The organism is Clostridium isatidis (assembly GCF_002285495.1).
Taxonomy (GTDB): Bacteria; Bacillota; Clostridia; order Clostridiales; family Clostridiaceae; genus Clostridium; species Clostridium isatidis.
On sequence record NZ_CP016786.1, the window covers coordinates 1709995 to 1728953 of the forward strand.

The window sequence follows — 18959 nt, forward strand, 5'->3', positions numbered from 1 at the left end:
ATAGCTCCCTTCTTAAATAATATCTTTATTTTTATAAACTCTTAAAGATAAATACATAGAGATTATAAAAATAATAGCAGAAAGGAAAGCTGTAATAATAAGATAAATATTTATTGAAATATTAGTAAAATCATAATTATTAAAACTAAAAAATCTATATAAAAGAATTCCTAGCTTGTGAGAAATTTGCATCAATAAGCTTTCTTTACCATGATTAATTAAGTTGGTGATACTATCGTTTTTATATACTAGATATCCTATAAAAAAAGTTATAACTGGATATAATAATCTCAATTTACTATAACCTAATTTAAAAATAAGCGGCATTATTGCAGACATGCTTAGTAAGCTAGCGACTATATTTATCTGTATATCCTGAAGGACAATTTTTCTTACCCCAATAATCTTAAAGACATCAAAGATTAAATAATCTAATATTAATGATAAGAATAAGCTTATAATTACTAAGAGGTATTTAGAATATACTATATCCTCTTTTTTATTAGGAAGACTTAATATAAAAACTTCGCTCTTATTTAAGGCATCATTATTAAAACTATTAGTTACAACTATATAAGTTAATACTATCGGTAAAATCATTGGAATTATATATGAAAAAACGTTAACAAATAATGCTATCAATAATAAGCCTAAAATCAAATACTTATATGATATTGACTTAAAAATAAGCCTTGCATCCTTTTTAATTAATTTAATCATTGCTCTTCCCCCTTTACATAGTAATATATAATCTCTTCTAAGCTTGGAATATAAGTTTTTTCATCTTCAATTCCTGCTTCATCTATAAACAAAGCTTCACAATAATATTTCTTTTCCTTTACCCATATAAATTTTTTATTGCTCCTTTCAATTTCTTCTCTACTAGCTCTAAAAATTCTATACTTGTCCTTTATCTCTTCCATATCCTTTGAAAAAACAAGCTTTCCCTTATTTATAAAGGTTACATAATCAGCTATATCATATATATCTGAAGTTATATGAGTTGATATTATTACACTTTTATCACCAGAAACTATTTCTTCCTGAAGAATACTTAATAATTCTTTTCTAACTATTGGATCTAAACCTGCTGTAGGCTCATCTAATATTAAAAGCTTTGCATCATGAGATAAAGCATTTGCCATCATTATTTTCATTGCTTCTCCCTTCGATAAATTACCAATATAGGCCTTAGGGTTAATATTAAACTTTTTTATATAATCATCAAAAACTTTTGAATTAAACCTTGAATAGGCTTCCCCCACAATCTTTTTAAAATCCTTAACCCTTAAATTAGGATAAAAATTTAAACTATCAAATACAAAGCCTATATTATCTTTTACATATATTTCATCTTCAGAAATATTCTTATCAAATAACTTTATTTCACCTTTGTCAGCCTTAATTAATCCAAGAAGCATTTTTATTAGTGTAGTTTTTCCTGATCCATTTGGCCCAATCAAAGCCATAATGTAACCTTTATCTAATTCAAAAGATATATCTTCGATTTTGAAATCCCCAATATTTTTATATAAATTCTCTAACTTAATCATACTACTCCCCCTCATAAAGCAAGTTTATCATATTAAAAATATCCTCTTTGCTAAGCTTTAATCCCCTTGATAATTCTAAAATTTCTTCCAACTTTTTTTCTATTTCTTTAAGTCTTTCTTCATAAATAAGTTCCTTATTAAAATATGAAACATAGCAGCCCTTTCCTCCAACTGTTTCAATAAAGCCCTCTCTTTCTAATTCCTCATAAGCTCTTTTTGTTGTTATTACACTTATATTTAAATCTCTAGCTAAGGCTCTAATTGATGGAAGTTTTTCATTAGGCTTTAGGTTACCAGATATTATTTCTTCTTTAATTCCATTAACTATCTGCTCATATATTGGAAGCTTTGAAGTATTACTAATAATTATTTTCATTCTAACCTCCTATTGTATCTACCGTATATTTATAGTATATACAGTATTAACAGCTTAAGTCAACATTTTTTTCCAAAAGCCTAATAATAAAAAGTAACATTTCTAAAGTGAAATACTTATAATATATATGAAATAAGATAATAGGAGTTTTTTATGTATTTCAGTAATTTTGATAATTTTTCACCTTATAGAACAGATGATTTTGATGTAAGACAACAACAGCCGCCATTTGGTAATATTCCTGGCCTTCCAATTTTCCCAGGCTTCCCTGGCAGTGGTCCTGGCTCTGGTCCTTCTCAGGGTGGAACTTCTCCAAGTACAGGCTTAAACATAGGTCCACCACCTAATATAACACCTAAAAAGAACGATCCTGGAGTTCAAAGCTTATCTTCAAGTTCTGGTCCTGCAGGAGGCCCTACTACTTTAGCAGTTAGTCCTGGATCAATTAGTTTCTGTTTATTTAAATTTACTTATATTTGGGAAAGAAGAGGAAGAAGCTATTGGGCATATATTTTAAATGTAGACAGAAGAACTGTTTCTGGTTTAAGATGGTTCCGTGGAAGATGGGGCTTCTGGGGAGTTGATTTAAGGCAAATAGATTCCTTCATATGCTATAGAGATAGCAGCACTTGTACAAATTGCAGCGATAATAGAAATTCCATAGAAGATAAATTTGAATTTAAAAAGGAATATAGCCAAAATGGTGAAAAAAATACTTATATTAGAGTTTTAACTTCTATTACTTTACCTGAGATAAAAGATGATTATACAATTGATTACTTAGGAGAAGTTGATGGTGAAGAAATAACAGCAAGAGTTCCTTGTAAGAAAGTAAGAAATAATAAATACAGAATAGTCTTAAAACTATCCTATCCTGCAAAATTCCATAGAGAGCTGATTAATGATCTAAATTCTGCTGCCTTAGATGCCTCATATAAGGCAGAAAGTGTACTAAATAGCTTTAGAGATACTGATACTTTCTATACTCCATTGGATATTTTTGATCTTTCTGTTCAAAATATTGATAAGACATTAGATATATTTGCATCAGAATTCTACTCCAAACTAAGAACATTAAGACTTTCTAAAGATACACTTAGAGATATAGATTTTTCAATTATAAAAGAAAAACTAGTGGAAGACTGGCATGTAATATAGACCAAAGGCTATATTGCAGAGGACAATTAACAATTGAGTTTAATTTTAAAAGGGCTATCACAAGACCTTGAGGTCTTATTGTGATAGCCCTTTTTCTATATCAATTGTATTTTTATTTCACTATTATAAAATTATTAATAACTAATTGATTTTTTAGGGCAAGCTGAAAGGCACTTCCCACATTGAATACAATCTGGATGGCTTAATAAATTTCCCTTATACTCATAAGCTGCTATTCCAAAATAACATTGCTTTTCACATATTTTACAGCTTACACAGCTTGTTGATACCTTTAACAGCCTTTTACCTTTTCTAATTCTTGAAATAAAAGAGGCTATGGTTCCCATAGGACAAAAATTACACCAAGTTCGACTATTATAAAAGAAAGACAGCACTATTCCTATTATGCTTGTAATAACTATCATTCTATAAAATACTAGTCCTATGCCATATAAATTACCCCAATTTTTAGAAATACCTACTGCAAAAATAGACATCATAAGTATTACTACTAAAATTCTAAAAAAATTAGATTTTAAAAACTTAGGAGCCTTTTTATTATTACTAATTTTAGATAATAAATTATCGTAAAAACTTCCCCTTGGACATATATTTCCGCACCAAAATCTTCCCTTAAAGATAGAAAGAACAACAGGCCCTAACATACAGCCAATTGCTGCTAATGCAAACCTCAAGTCAAATAAGCTTAAAATAATAAAAGCAAATAGTACAACATAAGAATACCTTTTCCAGAATTTTAATAACTTCCCCATTTATATATCTCCTCCGATTATTAATTTTTCTTTATCGTTAGTTATTATATAAAATGAGGAAGAATTAATCTGTAACAATATCACAAACTACCAACTCCACACTCCTAACTCCTAACTCCTAACTCCACACTCCAAACTTCTAACTCCTAACTGAACCTAAACTCCACACTCCTAACTCCTAACTACTAACTCCTAAATGCCTCTATTTTTTCTGAAGATTTTCCACCCTAAGTCCAATTTCCCTATTGGCCATTCTATATGCCTCATTTATTCTATCTTCATTTGTCATTTCATTACCAAGGAGCGCATCAATAGTTATTTGATTTCTGTCTGGAAAGTATTTATCTAGCACTCTATTATCTATATATTCTTGATTTTGGATTGTATAGTCATCCAATATATGTTTTACGTTAAAACCTAGCTTAGTTAATTCCCTTCCTACTAATATACTTCTATGGCATCTTATTGGATCCTGCATAGCTCCTAAAAGAACAATTTTATAGCCCTTGTTAATACCATTTTTAATCCTTTCTACTCCTCTTTTAAAAGCTTCTTCCTGAACTACCTTTTCAAAATCAGAAAAACCTTCCTCATTGTAAGATATTTTGCTAGGTCTCTTAGCTGCAAATTCTTCTGCCATATAAATATAGGTAAAACCTGCTTTAGTTAAGGAATACCTAATTGATTCTTTATCAAATTGAACATTATATTTAGAATAAGGTGTCCCTCTAATATCTACAACACAATTAATATCAAAGTATTTAAGCATATCTATAAGCCTTTCTAAAGAATAATTAGAATGTCCTATAGTATAAATATCCATCCTATCACCACCTTAATATAACTCCAAACTCCTAACTCCACACTCCAAACTCCTAACTCCTAACTCCACACTCCTAACTCCTAACTCCACACTCCAAACTCCTAACTCCTAACTCCACACTCCAAACTTCTAACTCCTAACTGAACCTAAACTCCACACTCCAAACTCCTAACTCCTAACTCCACACTCCAAACTCCTAACTCCACACTCCTAACTCCTAACTACTAACTCCACACTCCAAACTTCTAACTCCTAACTGAACCTAAACTCCACACTCCAAACTCCAAACTCCTAACTGAAGTTATGCTGCTAACTTTTAATTGAATAGTTCTAAAAGTTCTTCCTTGCTTATCTTATTTAATATATCTCCCTTTAAATTATCTTCTTCTATTATAGTATTTATTAATTCCCTCTTTTCATTTTGCAAGGCTAGAATTTTTTCTTCAATTGTATCCTTAGAAATAAGCTTTATAACCTCTACTACATTTTTTTGTCCAAGCCTATGAGCCCTATCTGTTGCCTGATCTTCTACAGCTGGATTCCACCAAGGATCAAAATGAACTACTACACTGGCTGAAGTTAAATTAAGTCCAACTCCTCCTGCTTTTAAGGAAATTAAGAAAACATCCACAGGGCCATTATTAAACTCCTCCACCAGCCTTAATCTATCCTTAGCACTGACAGCTCCATCTAAATATAAGTAATTATAGTCTTCCCTTGATAATCTATTAGATATTTTAGCCAAAACCTTTGTAAATTGAGAAAATATAATCATTTTCCTCTTTTGAGCTTTTAGCTCTTTAACTAAATCTATTACAGCTTCAATTTTAGGACTTTCTTCCTTATATTCTTCTATTAATAAGGATGGATCTAAACATAACTGTCTTAAATTTGTTAGATATGAGAATATAACAATCTTATTATCCTTATCTTCTTTAAGCTTTTGCTTGACTTCCTTCATATAGGAGTTATAAATTTGCTTCTGTTTTGGACTCATTGAAATATAATATTCTTTTTCTATTTTATCAGGAAGTTCCTCCAAAACCTCTTCCTTAACTCTTCTTAAAATAAAAGGAGATATTAGATTTTTTAAATCCTTTAAGTTTTCATCCTTTCCCCTTAAAAATTTAGCTTTAAACTTTTCTTCGTTATATAAATAGCCTGGCATAATAAAATCAAAAATGGACCAAAGCTCTAAAAGATTATTTTCGATTGGAGTACCGCTTAAGGCAAATTTACATGTTCCATTTAATTTCTTTACTATTTCTGTAGTTTTAGAGTCCTTATTTTTTATATTTTGAGCTTCATCAATAATAATAAAATCAAAGCTTTTATCTTTATAAAAGTCAAAATCATTTTTTAAAGTTCCATAGCTGGTTAAGAGGCAGTTATATTCCTTATATTCTTCCTTTAACTTATCTCTTTCATTTTTACTTCCATGAATTAGTCCAATTTTTAAAGAAGGAGCAAACTTAGTAAATTCATTTTTCCAATTATAAATTACTGCAGTTGGACAAATTACTAATGACTTTTTATTTTCAGAAGATAAAAGTAGTGCTATTGTTTGAATAGTCTTTCCTAAACCCATGTCATCTGCTAAAATTCCGCCTAAGGAAAGCTCCTCTATCTGCTTAAGCCAGTTATACCCCTTAACTTGATAATCCCTTAGCTTTGCTTTTAACTTTTTAGGAAGTTCATATTCTTCCTTTTTATTTTTAAACTTATCCATTAATTTATTTATTAACTCTTCTCCCCTTATCAAAGGAAGCCTTTCTTCATTTATCTTTTGCCCCATATGTAATAATTGGAATTTATCCACATATATCTCATTTTTGTAAACAGTTTTAAAGTTATTAAGTTCACTTAAACTGTGGAAAAATTCTACTACTTTTGTGTCTTCTAAATCTAAAATTCTATTTTTCCTAGTCTTATAAAAACTTTCTCCTCTATTTATGCTATTTATTATATCTCCTATCTCATCATAAGCTATATCATCTAGACTATATCTAAAAATATACTCTTCCTTTAGTCTTATAATCTCACTATATATATTTTCATTATTTAATAAATAATCTTCTTTTAAATTATTACTTATCTTTAAAAAAGCTATATTTTTAAGCTTATTTATTCCATACTTAAAAAATTTATATTGGGCTTCATCATTTCCTATAAAAATATATTTTTCCCCTTCTTTTCTAAAGCTTAGACCTTCCAAGATTATTTCAACTTTCTCTTTTTCCTTATAATCAATTTTTTCATTGATTTTAGGAATTTCTAAGCTGCAATATATCTTCCCCTCTATTTTTTCCAAATCAATAATAGGTTTATTTACTGTTTTTATAAAACTAATCATGCTTTCATCATAGTTTATTTTTTTAGATATTTTTTTTAGTATAAAAATTAATTTTTGTAAATTTTCCTTTGTATTGCTATAAACAAGCTTTTCCTTAACTTCTAACTTATCAAAAATTATATTATAATATTTTATCTGCTCCTGGCTTGGAAGATATATATTCTTATCATACAGCCATACTGTTCTTTCCTTATTTAATGGTACAATCTGCTTTTTTTGTCCAGATAATATAATTTTATTGTCCTTTGCCTTTAGGTTATGGACTAAGGGCATATCTTCTTTAATTATCTTTGAATTATAGATCATATAATCATGAGTTAAAGATATAATTTTATTTTCATCCACCAAAAATAAAAAATCATAAAGTTCTTCTGCTTCTATTAAAAAAGCCCTCCCATTAAAAATCCTGCTTTTACTGCCCTTTTGCTTTCTTATTAAATATTCTAAAATTTTATTATCTTCTTCTGAAAAATCTGCCTTATTAAATGAATATAGAAAGTTTACTAGCGAATCAACTGTTACTGCTCTTTCCTTTCCTAACTTTAACTCTAAATAATATTTTATTTTTCCATTTATCTTCTCTTCCTTTAATAAAATAGCTAGCTTTTGCTTGGAGGCATTAGATAAGTTATTAGATATTTTACTATTATCCTTTGCTTTCTCATTATTTTTTATTTTTACTAATGCATAATATTTATAAATTGTTGCAACTATATGTGGACAAATATAATTTTTCATATGAATACTATTTTCTTTATAATTGTCACAACTACAGCTGGCAGCCTCCAGCCTTTTATTAATTAAATTATATTTTATATGGGTCCTTTGTTCATAATTGTTATCAAACACTATTCCATACAAATGATATATATTATCTATTTTTTTATTTTCTATCTTTTTAACCTTTTTCTCTTTATGTAAAATATGACCAATTTCCTTAGAAATGCTGGAACTTAAATTTAATATTAAATCGATTAAATTCATAATAACTCCTTTATAATTAAATTTTAGTATTTTAATTATACAATATTTTATTTAATCAGGAAATTTTCAACATGACAAGTTTACTTGACACAAAAGAAAAAAATTGTTATATTTTGTGTAAAGTTAACTTTACAGGAGTGATTATTTTTGAAAAATAGATTAAAAAGTTTACGCGAACATTTGGGATTAACTCAGGAGGAATTAGGAAAGCTCGTTGGAGTATCAAGACAGACTATTAACGCAATTGAAACTGAAAAATATGAGCCATCTATATGGCTGGCTTATGATATTTCAAAAGTATTTAATAGTACTATTGAAGATATTTTTCTTTTTGAGGAAAGCCATAGGAAATCAAGATCAGAGCAAAGCAGGGGTGTTGTATAATGGCATTAAGGCAAATCAGGTTAGTTGGAGATGAAATTTTAAGAAAGAAGTCTAAGGAAGTTAAAGTCGTTGATGATAAAATAAAGCAAATATTAGATGATATGGCAGAAACCATGTATAATACAGAAAATGGTGGTGGCCTAGCTGCACCACAGATAGGAATCCTAAAGCGCTTGGTAGTAATTGATATGGGAGAAGGACTAATAAAATTAGTAAATCCAAAAATAATACAAAAAGAAGGTTCTCAAAAGGTTTTAGAAGGCTGCTTAAGTATTCCAAATAAAATCGGAAAATTAACAAGACCTGCTAAGGTAACAATACAAGCATTAAATGAAAATGGTGAAGAAATCATTTTAACAGGCACTGGAGAATTAGCAAAATGCTTCTGCCATGAAATAGAGCATCTAGATGGAATACTTTTTACTGATTTTGTAACTGAGTACTTATAAACTATTAATATATAATGCATAATTTAAGTGCTTATAAATCCACAAAAATAAAAAACTACTATCCAAGAGTTCTTGCTGTTAGAAAAAAGCAATAACTCTTGTATAGCAGTTTTTTTAACCTAATGCTCCTAATTTCTTTAGGCTCACCCTTAATAACTTTTTTTATCCGCGCTAAATTGCATTCGCTATCTCAATTATTAAATAAATTATCAATTAGCGAATTTTTAATATAAAGTACTATTAATTTTTATATGTACTGATAATCTTAAAATCCTAATTAATATGTAAAGGAAACTTTATTATAAATTCCGTCAAGTCTTTATTACTTTTTACATTTATGTCTCCCCTATATTTATTAACTAATTCTTTTACTATGTACAATCCGAACCCATTCTCTTTATTTTTATTTTCTTTAGTAGAAAATCCTTGCTCAAAGATTTTTCCAATAATATTCTTATTAATTTCAGGTCCATTATTTTGTATGCTAATTACTATACTATTATAGTCATAAAAACTTTTTATCATTAATAGACCTTTTCCCTTTAGTGCTTCAATAGAGTTTTTTACTATATTAGATATAATTCTATGCATATCTAACTCATTTACCTTTATGTGTTCTAACTCCGCTCTTTCATCTATTAAAACATCTACATCCATCAAGTCAATTGAATTAACTATTTGAGCTAAAAGCGAATCCTCTCTGCTTAAAACCTTAACTTGTGTTGAAATATTATTACCTTCTATAACACTTTTAAATAGTTCTCCTAATTTTTCATAATTCTTCATTAGATATGCTCCATACAGATAAGAAATTTGAGAACCATAATCATGTTTAATCTTTTTCAGCTCATTAATTTTGTTTTCTAATTCAATATTTAACCTATGTATTTCTTTTGCCTTTTTATCTATACTTGCAAAGTAACCAATAGTAAAAACAACAAAAATAACTAATAATAAAAATATTATTTCTTTGAATACTGGATTATCTTTATCATTAGTGATTAGGGAAAAAGATATTACAAAATCAAGAGCAAATGCACCTATACTTAAAGAAATTATGGATGAAAGCCTTGATTTAACCATTAGATTTACCTTATATACAAAGTTCTTATCCCTTAAAAATAGATATGAAATAATGTATGAAGGTAAATACATAAAAGTTATCATTACAATAAATTCATATTCCTTAGGGACATACACCATATCGGTATACATCTGCCACATACCTCCACCCATAAGGGCAAGTAATGAAAATGCTATATAGGCTATATTAAAACCTATTGTTGCCGACAATTTATCTTTATGATAAGGTACAGTTACTAAAATTAATCCTGTAATATGCATTATTATAATTGATAAACTATAATTTCCCATTTTATAAGTAATAATTATAGTTACTAATGCTAATAATAATCCCCATGCAACGACTTCTACATTCTCTTTTTTGTATTTAGTACAATAATTAATTGTAGCAATTATTATAATACTTTGAAGAATACTATTAACAACATCAAATAATCCAGTATACATTTTTTAGCTCCCTTATCTTAATTTTTTAAGTGATTCTGGCATTTCTTCTACACCAATTCCTGCAAAAGAAGCTGGTGCTACATTAACAAGAACTGCACCTAATAATAATAGGAAAGCGCCTAATGATTTTTTCATTTAAATCACCTCCTTGATATTCTTGTATTTATTAAACATTAAAATAGCTTGTACAAAAATTGTCCAAACTATTATTTGAGAAAGCCAAGTAACTTTAAACATAATAATTGATAATACGACTAAGATTAAAGAATTTGTAATACCAATCTTTCTGTTTTTATTAATAAGCTCTTCCCTTGTAATAGGCATTTTTGAATTTATTATAGGTGCCTGATTATATATAGAAAATATGCTTATTATATTTAAAATAATAGAGCTTATTAAATTTAAATAATTATTTTTATATAAAACTATTATAAATGCTACAACTATAAAAGTAGCAATAAAACACTTTACTTGAGTATCTTCATGATATCCACCAATAAATGGTTTTGTAATTGACATAATAAAAATTATAAGTAAACTTTCTTTAAAGTATCCTAATATAGAAAATATTATTAGTATCAATAACATTTTTATTATTTCATATGTTATAACCTTTAAAGAATATATAGACTGCTCAATTTGATCTTTAGTAAAATTATTATATTCTCCTATATTTTCTACGAACTTACATAATAATTTTTCTATCATTTTATATACCCTTTACCATAATTTTTATATTACATATTATATAATAAATTTGAATAATTTTCTACATTTTTGATATGATATTTTTCATTTTTTGTAAATTATTAAATTTTTGGTAGAAAATAAGAATTTTACAGAATTTTCAATCTGTAAAATCCTTACTTTTTGATAATTTAATTATAATCGCTATTAAACTTCCAAAAATTAACTATTAATAATTTTTAAAAGTTCTTCTCCATAACTCTCTAATTTTTTTGCTCCCATACCTCGAATATTTAATAATTCTTCTTTATTCCTTGGAAGCCTATTAGCTAGTTCTATTAGAGTAGAATCTGAAAATATTATGTATGGTTTTATCCTTAAAGAATTTGCCTTTTCTTTCCTCCACACTCTTAATTTATTGAACAACTCCCTATTTTCTATTTTTTCTTCTACATCATTACTTAGTTTGCATATTACTTTTTCCTGAGATTTTAAAACTCTTATTGATTTATTATTTAATTTAAGCATAGAATAAGTACCCTCTTTTAAGTTTACATATCCTAGTTCTAATAAGGTCTTTATTAAATCTCTTATAAACTTGCTGCTATAATCTCTCATTATTCCATAAGTAGAAAGCTTATTTAAATTATTTTGAATTATTTTAGGACCAGTAAAGCCTCTTAATATATCAACTAAAACAGATATTCCATACTGCTCTTTGCTTCTATAGACGCAGGATAATATCATTTGGGCTTCTATCGTATAATCCCTTAACTCCTCATTTTTTAGACAGTTGCTACAGCTATTGCAATAATCTCTAGACTTCTCTTCTCCGAAGTAATTTAAAATGAAATTTCTTAAACATTTGTCACTCTCACAAAAATCAATCATACTTTGAAGCTTTTTTATTTCAATTTCTTTTCTTTCATTACCTACAGTTGTATATATTAAATATTCCAAGGTTCTTATATCGCTTCTATTATATAAAAGATGGCATTCTGTCTTTTCACCATCCCTGCCTCCTCTTCCTATTTCCTGGTAATAGCTTTCTATGTTCTTAGGCATAGTAAAATGAACTATAAATCTTACATTTGATTTATCTATTCCCATTCCAAAAGCATTAGTTGCAATCATAACATTTTTATTATCATTTAGAAATTCCTCTTGATAGTAGTTCTTTTCTTCATCCTTCAAGCCTCCATGATATTTAGCAACGGAATAATCTCTATCTTTTAAATATTTATAAAGTCCATCTACTTCTTTTCTAGTTACACAATAAATTATTCCCGCTTCCTCTTCCTTTTCTCTTATTATATCTTTTACAAACTCAAGCTTATCATCTTCTTTATGAATGGCAATTTCTAAATTCTCTCTATCAAAACTTCCTATGTATGTATATGGATTAATTAATTCCAAAAGATTATATATGTCCTTTCTTACTTCTTCAGTTGCTGTTGCTGTAAAGGCTGTAACTATTGGCCTTATATTTAAACTTTTTATAAAGGGAGCTATTGCCCTATAACTTTTTCTAAAATCATGTCCCCACATAGAAACGCAGTGAGCCTCATCAATAGCAATTTGACTTATCCAAAGCTTTCTTAGCATTTTATTAAAATATTCACTCTCTAATCTTTCAGGTGCAATATATAAAATCTTAACTTCTCCATTGTAACATCTTTTTAATATTTCCTTTATTTCAGCTAAATTCTGGGTACTATTTATAAACTCTGCGCTTATTCCCATATCTCTTATGGAATCTACCTGATCCTTCATTAAAGATATTAAAGGAGAAATAACCAAAGTTATTCCATTTAAAATTAAGGCAGGAATTTGATAACATACTGATTTCCCACCACCTGTCGGCATAATACAAAAGGCATCACGCCCTCTCAAAATATTAGAAATCACTTCATACTGCCCTTCTCTAAAATATTTATAACCAAAATATTTTTCTAATAATTCTAATGGCTTATTCATCAATGCACCACCTTTATTTAAGACTTCTCCATAATTTAAGTAGTCAAATATTTATTTATAATTTTACTATAGAAAAAGAGTGTATTCAAAAATATTTTTAAATACACCCTTTTAGGCTATTAGAACACCTTCAACGTTTTCATTTTTCCATAGTTTAACTATTTAATTTCTCAATAATATGCAGATTTTTTTCCTTAGTTAAATTTAATTTAGTAGTTATATTCATAAGCCTTTCGAATAATTCCTCTTCTTTTATGATGCCTCTTATATAATTTGTAATTATATTATTTATTTCTAATATTATCTGAAGAGCTTCTATTCTATCTTCTTCTTTAATTGTATTGTCTTTTATTAGTCTAAATAATATATATCCATAAACTGAACATAATTCTACATAATCTTTAATCTCCCCTGAAGAAATTTTATTTATTTTATACTCTATCTCAATAGGAGAAAACATTTTATAAACATCATTATTTATATTAAAATGTAGTGCAGCATTAATAAACTCATCTTTTAAATCATCTGTTACTTTTTCTTCTATATAGTTTTGAACTAGTTTGTATATTATAACATCCATTTCATTAGTCCCCCTAAATAAATCCTCTAATTATAATTTATCATATATTTATTAAATTTTAAATTATATTGTTTGAATTTTCAAAAAAATTTTAATATATTATGTTATTTATCAATTAGACTTTGTTTAAATTCATAACTTTTCCATTTCCATATTATTTTTCTTTTTAATTAGCAATTGGAATATAATTCCATTTTTTATTAAATTATATAAACTATGAGGTTAAAAGTCAAACTTATTACTAAATATAAAAACCTATATGAAGACTTTTACATCTACAATATAGGTTTTCTTAATATTTTTTATTTTCATAAAAATTATCTTACAAATAAATAACTAATTTTAGAATATTTATTTATCTTTTCTGCATCGATATTTTCTATTTCAGTTAGAATATTTTCTATGGATAATTTATCTTCTTCAATTACTTTTTCTTCTAGAATTTTTTTTGCTGTAGTAATTGTCATAACTGCAACTAAAACCCCTTTAATCCTTTGTTCTTTTTGATATGATGATGATATTCCAACAGCAATTAATCCAGATAATATTACTACACTGTCTGTTTTTTCGTCTATTTTACTTTTCTGTTTTTCTATATAAAATTCACTAAATCCATCTGTTATATAATAATCATCTGCTTCTGCAACTACTACCAAATTATATTTTCTAGAAAAGCTCCTAAGTTGAATTCTTAAATTTAAATTATCTTTTATTTTTGTTTCACTATTTAATAGTTTACTTTTTTCTTCTCCCAACAGAGAAATAAACTCTTCTAATGTCCCCTTTACAACATCTATATTGTATCTGCCAATAAACTCTAGTACCGTCTCTTTTCTAAAAAATGATAAATTCACCTCACTAATATCTAAAACTATAGGTATTCCCCTAAAAAATGCAACTCTTATTGCTCTTTCAATTTCATTAACATTTTGCTCTGTAAGGATATCTGTATTAATCAATAAGCAATCAGCTTCATAAGTTAGCTTTTCAATATCTTCTATAGTATTAGATATTAAAGGAATACCGCAGTAACATAGAATCCCTTTAAGTAAATCCTTTATAGCTAATGAATTTGAGATACAGTGTATAAGAGGGCTTTTTCTTTTTTGTAATTCTAAACTCTCCTCAATGAACCTTTTGCCAATATTCATTTATAACATCCTCTCTTACATCCTGAAACAGTTTGTATATCTTATTCTCCATAATTTTTATCTGTTCCACATTTTTCTTATATATTTTTTATATTCCTTATATATAGCAATTGATATATTTAATTACTATTTTCCTTATTAATAAAAGTTAATTTTATCTAAATAAAAAATCCTTTAATTAATTTAAAATATAAATTAGAATTTATATATAATGATTAATATAAACAAAGGAGTTTAATTATGAACTGGATAGATAATATAAAAAATTACATTCCCTATAATGAACAAGAAGCAACGGATAAGGAGACTATGCTGTATGCAATAAATACTTTTAATAATCTTTTGACTAGAGAAAATCCTCTTGCCCATTTTAGCAGCTCTGGATACATAGTAAATAAAGATAGGACAAAAGTACTTATGATTTATCATAATATATATAATTCTTGGTCTTGGACTGGTGGACACACAGATGGAGAAGAAGACTTCCTTCATGTTGCTATTAAAGAGGCTAAAGAAGAAACAGGAATTAAACATATTAGACCTATATCAGAAAATATCTTTTCCTTAGATGTTCTACCTGTTCCTCCCCATGTAAAAAGAGGGAAATTTATTTCATCTCACCTTCATTTATCAGTAGCATATCTTTTAGAAGCAGATGAAGAAGATGAGCTAAAGATAAAGGAAGATGAAAATAGCGGAGTTAAATGGATTCCAATGGATGAGGTTAGAGTTTACTCAACAGAACCTGATATGATAAAACTTTACGAAAAGTTTCATGAGAAGATTGCGAATATGATGGAACTCAAAAAATAAATTGGATCTACTCCATAAGTAAAAATACTATAATATTTATATCAAAGAAAATTCCTTTTCATTGTTTTACAATACATTCAACTTAAGGTTTTATTTGCATAAAAAATATTTTCTGTTATGTTAAGTAAAAGGGGAGATTATACTAATGAAATATTTTGTTTATTTATATTGTATATATGTTTTATTAATCAGTTTTAAGAATATATTTTTTAATAAAAAATCAGCTAAAAGAAAAAAAATAATATATTTTCTTAATATACCTGTGTTTTCTATTGCTTTAATCTTGAATTACTATTCTGTTACAAGTTATAGTCCCTTATATATTACTTTTCTTATCTTGTGTATACCTTTATTAATAATTTCTCTGATAGATAACTTTAAGGATTAATAAATAAAGATTGCGAAACAATCTTTTAGTTTACAGTTTATAATGTGTAGTTAGCAGTTAAGGAAGAAACTACTGCGTAGTTTCTAAAATTATATTTCTATAAGCTCTTTTAGAGATTATAAATATTATAATTCAGCTTAAGCTGAATTATTTCCTCAACTGTACACTGTAAACTGTACACTGCACACTGCACACTAATAAAGATTGCTTCGCAATCTTTTATTTTTATTTTGTGCTAGTTAATAATATTATTAAATTTAATTAGAAAAATATCTTTTATCATTAATTAAAATCTTTTCTTCTATAAACAAAGCTTGCTGCTAATAAGGAAACTATTATTATAACAAAAGCTATTATGATATATTTTAATTCAAAACCATCTTTCAATATATTAGAAGGAATAAACCAGTCAAAAGGAGATAAATATAACATAAAGTCAAACTCTTCTTTTAGTTTTCCCATTATTCCTAAAATATAGGTTCCAAAAAAGCTTGCAACTCCAATACTAGTGGCTGCTTTTCCCTTTTTAAGGGCTGTTGAAATTACAATTCCTACTGCCATAAATATATATCCTAAAAGGGCCATTCCAATAAACATTCCTTTTATATCCATGATAAGTGTCATTGTTTCAAGATCTTCCGGCTTTACTGCTAAGGATATAAGGACAGTTACTAATCCAACAATAATACTAAATGCGAAGAAAGTTATAGCAATTGATAGTATTTTGCTCCATAAAATTTTGCTTCTTGATACAGGCTTAGAATATAAAAATTCTATAGTCCCTTCACTTTCCTCTTGAATAATTGAATTTACACCTAAAGTAACTCCATAAATTCCAAAAGCCATTGCTATATATTGAAAAGTATATCCCATATAATCATTAATTTTACTAAAATCTGTAATGCTTGAGAAATTAAATATTTCCAATAATGCTGGTGGTAATGCTTCTAGCTTGCTTCCTACTAGTTCTTGCATTCCCATATCTTTCATACTTGGGAATAGGGACATAAATACTACTATAGTCGCACAAGTTCCTAGGCTCCAATATATTAGTGACTTCAGATTTCTTTTAAATTCAAACTTAAAAATATTCATTTATTTCCCCTCCCCTTGGTAATAATGCAAAAAGGCATCTTCTAATTTAACTTCTTCGATTAAAAGTTTTTCTAAATTGTATTTTGAGAGTAAAGCTATTAGCTCATTTATATTTCCCTTATAAATAAATTCTATTTCTTTATCTATAACTTTTACTTCTTCAGCTGCTTTTTCTATTTCCTTTATATCTATATCATCTGATTTTAATCTAACTCTTTGCCCTAAATCTCTATTAATATCTTTTAAATCTAAAATATCTACAATTTCACCATCCTTTATTACAGCAACCCTATCGCAGAACTTCTCTACTTCAGATAAATTGTGAGAAGATAAAAAAATAGTTTTACCCTTAGCTTTTTCTTTTAATAAGATATTAAATAACTTTTGTTGTATTAAAGGATCTAAGCCATTTGTTGGCTCATCTAAAATAACAACTTTAGGATTATTAATAAGAGCCTGTACTATAGCAACCTTCTTTTTATTTCCTAAACTTAACTCACTCATTTTTTTATCTAATTCTACTTCCAACTCATCACAAAGCTCCCTGATATATTCCCTATCATAATTATTAAAAAATGACGCAGCATATTTTAATATATCTTTTACCTTAAATTCTGAATAATATCTTACTTCACTAGGAACAAAGCTTGTATATTCTTTAATTTCCTTACTTTCCACTACTATATCTTTTCCTAAGATTTCTGCTGAACCTGAAGTTGGGAAAAGAAAATTTAATAAAGTTTTTATTGTTGTTGATTTTCCAGCCCCATTAGGTCCAATAAAGCCATATATTTCTCCCTGATTTATTTCTAAATTTATATTACTTATGCCTCTATTTTTTCCATAATTTTTAGTTAAATTCTTTATCTTTATAGCCTTCATAATCTCACCCCTAAATTTTTTCTTTATATCTTAATAATTTATCATTAAATCTTTCACCAGTAATCTTTTTATAATAATAAAAATTTAAAGTTATTCCTATAAAGTAAACTGTATATATTATAATAAAAATACTAAATGGAATTCCCCAAAATTCTACCCAGTTAAAATATTTTATAAAGAATATTAATATAATTAACTGGATTATAAAGTGTGCTGCTATTTTAACTTTTACTGATATATTAGTTAATACTTTTTCATTATATAAAAGTATTTGAATAGTCCCTATTATAATTGCTAAAAGTAAAAATTCCCAAAGCAACTCTAAAGGCATTATATTATTTCCTGATATAAGACTTACAACTCCATAAGTAAAGATTATACTAACAAAATATATTGCCATTAGCCCTTTTATTTCATAACCTATATTAAAAAAATTTTTCATAAATCTCCCTCCTTAATAATCTAACTTTGCCTTAAGTATTGGTACATATTGTCTTGATACTATAAGCTTTTCCTTATTTTCTAGCAAAACCTCTATTCTTCCTCCAATTATAGGATTAATAACCGCAATCTTAGTTATATTAATAATTGTAGATTTTGAAGCTCTAAAGAAATGATTAGAAGAATATTTATCTTCTATTTCGTAAAGTCTAAGATTAGTTTCATAAACATCTTCCTTTGTATAGATAAAGGTTCTTTTATCTACAGATTCAAAATAAAGAATTGAATCTAGTTTAATAACATATACTCGACCATTTTTGGTCCCTGTTATAACATTGTCCTCTTCCTTTAATTTGTTTATTAATTTTAATACAGTATCATCAATATTTTTACAGTTTATTATTATCTCAATTTCCTTATTATTTTCATCTTCATTAATTATTACTTTCATAATAACTCCTTTCTTCTTTATACTTTTATCATATCCTTTAATAATAATATTTCAACAAAATTTAACTAAGATGCATTTTTCCCATACCAAAATACAGAAATAGTTAGAAGT

Annotated in this window: 20 protein-coding genes; 4 read left to right on the top strand and 16 right to left on the bottom strand. The window is 27.0% G+C overall.

Annotated features, from left to right (window positions below; translation table 11 throughout):
* Positions 1–12: 12 nt before the first annotated feature.
* Genes BEN51_RS08075 through BEN51_RS08085 form a run of 3 tightly spaced genes read right to left on the bottom strand, consistent with a single transcriptional unit; the run spans position 13 to position 1929 of the window.
* Positions 13–720 carry an ABC-2 transporter permease gene (locus tag BEN51_RS08075; protein WP_119865559.1) on the bottom strand — a complete coding sequence of 236 codons (708 nt, stop codon included), beginning with the start codon at positions 718–720 and terminating at the stop codon, positions 13–15.
* The gene (locus BEN51_RS08080) at positions 717–1553 is read right to left on the bottom strand and encodes an ABC transporter ATP-binding protein (protein WP_119865560.1); all 837 of its coding nucleotides are present in this window, start codon (positions 1551–1553) and stop codon (positions 717–719) included. Before BEN51_RS08080 ends, BEN51_RS08075 begins: the two co-directional genes overlap by 4 nt.
* A gap of 1 nt (position 1554) precedes the next feature.
* Complete coding sequence (locus BEN51_RS08085) at positions 1555–1929, bottom strand: GntR family transcriptional regulator (RefSeq protein WP_119865561.1); 375 nt, start codon at positions 1927–1929, stop codon at positions 1555–1557.
* A gap of 153 nt (positions 1930–2082) precedes the next feature.
* Here BEN51_RS08085 and BEN51_RS08090 point away from each other — a divergent pair, with 153 nt between their 5' ends.
* Complete coding sequence (locus BEN51_RS08090; RefSeq protein WP_119865562.1) at positions 2083–3087, top strand: hypothetical protein; 1005 nt, start codon at positions 2083–2085, stop codon at positions 3085–3087.
* Between the two features lie 134 nt (positions 3088–3221).
* Here BEN51_RS08090 and BEN51_RS08095 read toward each other — a convergent pair whose 3' ends face one another.
* The 3 genes from BEN51_RS08095 to BEN51_RS08105 all read right to left on the bottom strand — a co-directional run bounded on the left by BEN51_RS08095 (position 3222) and on the right by BEN51_RS08105 (position 8020).
* Complete coding sequence (locus tag BEN51_RS08095) at positions 3222–3860, bottom strand: 4Fe-4S binding protein (protein ID WP_119865563.1); 639 nt, start codon at positions 3858–3860, stop codon at positions 3222–3224.
* 202 nt (positions 3861–4062) lie between these two features.
* The gene (locus tag BEN51_RS08100; RefSeq protein ID WP_119865564.1) at positions 4063–4683 is read right to left on the bottom strand and encodes a DUF488 domain-containing protein; all 621 of its coding nucleotides are present in this window, start codon (positions 4681–4683) and stop codon (positions 4063–4065) included.
* A gap of 316 nt (positions 4684–4999) precedes the next feature.
* A complete protein-coding gene (locus BEN51_RS08105; RefSeq protein WP_119865565.1) occupies positions 5000–8020 on the bottom strand; it encodes a DEAD/DEAH box helicase in 3021 nt (1006 codons plus the stop codon).
* A gap of 147 nt (positions 8021–8167) precedes the next feature.
* Between BEN51_RS08105 and BEN51_RS08110 the strand changes: the two genes are divergently transcribed.
* Both BEN51_RS08110 and def read left to right on the top strand, forming a co-directional pair.
* Positions 8168–8404 carry a helix-turn-helix transcriptional regulator gene (locus tag BEN51_RS08110; RefSeq protein ID WP_119865566.1) on the top strand — a complete coding sequence of 79 codons (237 nt, stop codon included), beginning with the start codon at positions 8168–8170 and terminating at the stop codon, positions 8402–8404.
* Entirely contained in the window at positions 8404–8853 is a 450-nt protein-coding gene (def, locus tag BEN51_RS08115) for a peptide deformylase (RefSeq protein WP_119865567.1), read from the top strand. The genes BEN51_RS08110 and def overlap by 1 nt, the downstream gene beginning before the upstream one ends.
* Before the next feature lie 273 nt (positions 8854–9126).
* On the opposite strand, the gene BEN51_RS08120 is transcribed toward def, so the two are convergent.
* The 6 genes from BEN51_RS08120 to BEN51_RS08140 all read right to left on the bottom strand — a co-directional run bounded on the left by BEN51_RS08120 (position 9127) and on the right by BEN51_RS08140 (position 14778).
* Positions 9127–10383 carry a sensor histidine kinase gene (locus tag BEN51_RS08120; protein WP_119865568.1) on the bottom strand — a complete coding sequence of 419 codons (1257 nt, stop codon included), beginning with the start codon at positions 10381–10383 and terminating at the stop codon, positions 9127–9129.
* 12 nt (positions 10384–10395) lie between these two features.
* A complete protein-coding gene (locus BEN51_RS14100) occupies positions 10396–10518 on the bottom strand; it encodes a hypothetical protein (RefSeq protein WP_257789682.1) in 123 nt (40 codons plus the stop codon).
* Positions 10519–11091 (bottom strand): accessory gene regulator B family protein, encoded by a 573-nt coding sequence (locus BEN51_RS08125; protein WP_119865569.1) that lies wholly within the window; start codon positions 11089–11091, stop codon positions 10519–10521.
* Between the two features lie 201 nt (positions 11092–11292).
* On the bottom strand, positions 11293–13047 hold the full coding sequence (gene recQ, locus BEN51_RS08130) for a DNA helicase RecQ (protein ID WP_119865570.1): 1755 nt from the start codon (positions 13045–13047) through the stop codon (positions 11293–11295).
* A gap of 154 nt (positions 13048–13201) precedes the next feature.
* Positions 13202–13627 (bottom strand): hypothetical protein, encoded by a 426-nt coding sequence (locus BEN51_RS08135; RefSeq protein WP_119865571.1) that lies wholly within the window; start codon positions 13625–13627, stop codon positions 13202–13204.
* A 317-nt stretch (positions 13628–13944) separates the two neighbouring features.
* Complete coding sequence (locus BEN51_RS08140) at positions 13945–14778, bottom strand: hydroxyethylthiazole kinase (RefSeq protein WP_119865572.1); 834 nt, start codon at positions 14776–14778, stop codon at positions 13945–13947.
* Between the two features lie 240 nt (positions 14779–15018).
* Between BEN51_RS08140 and BEN51_RS08145 the strand changes: the two genes are divergently transcribed.
* Positions 15019–15591 (top strand): NUDIX hydrolase, encoded by a 573-nt coding sequence (locus BEN51_RS08145; RefSeq protein WP_119865573.1) that lies wholly within the window; start codon positions 15019–15021, stop codon positions 15589–15591.
* 670 nt (positions 15592–16261) lie between these two features.
* Here BEN51_RS08145 and BEN51_RS08155 read toward each other — a convergent pair.
* Genes BEN51_RS08155 through BEN51_RS08170 form a run of 4 tightly spaced genes read right to left on the bottom strand, consistent with a single transcriptional unit; the run spans position 16262 to position 18848 of the window.
* Positions 16262–17074: an ABC transporter permease subunit gene (locus BEN51_RS08155; protein WP_119865575.1), complete on the bottom strand. Its 813-nt coding sequence runs from the start codon at positions 17072–17074 to the stop codon at positions 16262–16264.
* Positions 17075–17956, bottom strand: a complete 882-nt coding sequence (locus BEN51_RS08160; protein WP_119865576.1) for an ABC transporter ATP-binding protein — start codon at positions 17954–17956, stop codon at positions 17075–17077.
* Between the two features lie 10 nt (positions 17957–17966).
* On the bottom strand, positions 17967–18398 hold the full coding sequence (locus tag BEN51_RS08165) for a DUF3021 family protein (RefSeq protein WP_119865577.1): 432 nt from the start codon (positions 18396–18398) through the stop codon (positions 17967–17969).
* Between the two features lie 12 nt (positions 18399–18410).
* Positions 18411–18848 (bottom strand): LytTR family DNA-binding domain-containing protein, encoded by a 438-nt coding sequence (locus tag BEN51_RS08170; RefSeq protein WP_119865578.1) that lies wholly within the window; start codon positions 18846–18848, stop codon positions 18411–18413.
* Positions 18849–18959 lie beyond the last annotated feature (111 nt).

Coding starts and splice junctions, on each gene's coding strand:
- BEN51_RS08105 (WP_119865565.1), bottom strand. CDS start 8,020: ATGAATTTAATCGATTTAATATTAAATTTAAGTTCCAGCATTTCTAAG.
- recQ (WP_119865570.1), bottom strand. CDS start 13,047: ATGAATAAGCCATTAGAATTATTAGAAAAATATTTTGGTTATAAATAT.
- BEN51_RS08125 (WP_119865569.1), bottom strand. CDS start 11,091: ATGATAGAAAAATTATTATGTAAGTTCGTAGAAAATATAGGAGAATAT.
- BEN51_RS08080 (WP_119865560.1), bottom strand. CDS start 1,553: ATGATTAAGTTAGAGAATTTATATAAAAATATTGGGGATTTCAAAATC.
- BEN51_RS08140 (WP_119865572.1), bottom strand. CDS start 14,778: ATGAATATTGGCAAAAGGTTCATTGAGGAGAGTTTAGAATTACAAAAA.
- BEN51_RS08170 (WP_119865578.1), bottom strand. CDS start 18,848: ATGAAAGTAATAATTAATGAAGATGAAAATAATAAGGAAATTGAGATA.
- BEN51_RS08165 (WP_119865577.1), bottom strand. CDS start 18,398: ATGAAAAATTTTTTTAATATAGGTTATGAAATAAAAGGGCTAATGGCA.
- def (WP_119865567.1), top strand. CDS start 8,404: ATGGCATTAAGGCAAATCAGGTTAGTTGGAGATGAAATTTTAAGAAAG.
- BEN51_RS08120 (WP_119865568.1), bottom strand. CDS start 10,383: ATGTATACTGGATTATTTGATGTTGTTAATAGTATTCTTCAAAGTATT.
- BEN51_RS08135 (WP_119865571.1), bottom strand. CDS start 13,627: ATGGATGTTATAATATACAAACTAGTTCAAAACTATATAGAAGAAAAA.
- BEN51_RS14100 (WP_257789682.1), bottom strand. CDS start 10,518: ATGAAAAAATCATTAGGCGCTTTCCTATTATTATTAGGTGCAGTTCTT.
- BEN51_RS08090 (WP_119865562.1), top strand. CDS start 2,083: ATGTATTTCAGTAATTTTGATAATTTTTCACCTTATAGAACAGATGAT.
- BEN51_RS08160 (WP_119865576.1), bottom strand. CDS start 17,956: ATGAAGGCTATAAAGATAAAGAATTTAACTAAAAATTATGGAAAAAAT.
- BEN51_RS08095 (WP_119865563.1), bottom strand. CDS start 3,860: ATGGGGAAGTTATTAAAATTCTGGAAAAGGTATTCTTATGTTGTACTA.
- BEN51_RS08100 (WP_119865564.1), bottom strand. CDS start 4,683: ATGGATATTTATACTATAGGACATTCTAATTATTCTTTAGAAAGGCTT.
- BEN51_RS08075 (WP_119865559.1), bottom strand. CDS start 720: ATGATTAAATTAATTAAAAAGGATGCAAGGCTTATTTTTAAGTCAATA.
- BEN51_RS08145 (WP_119865573.1), top strand. CDS start 15,019: ATGAACTGGATAGATAATATAAAAAATTACATTCCCTATAATGAACAA.
- BEN51_RS08085 (WP_119865561.1), bottom strand. CDS start 1,929: ATGAAAATAATTATTAGTAATACTTCAAAGCTTCCAATATATGAGCAG.
- BEN51_RS08155 (WP_119865575.1), bottom strand. CDS start 17,074: ATGAATATTTTTAAGTTTGAATTTAAAAGAAATCTGAAGTCACTAATA.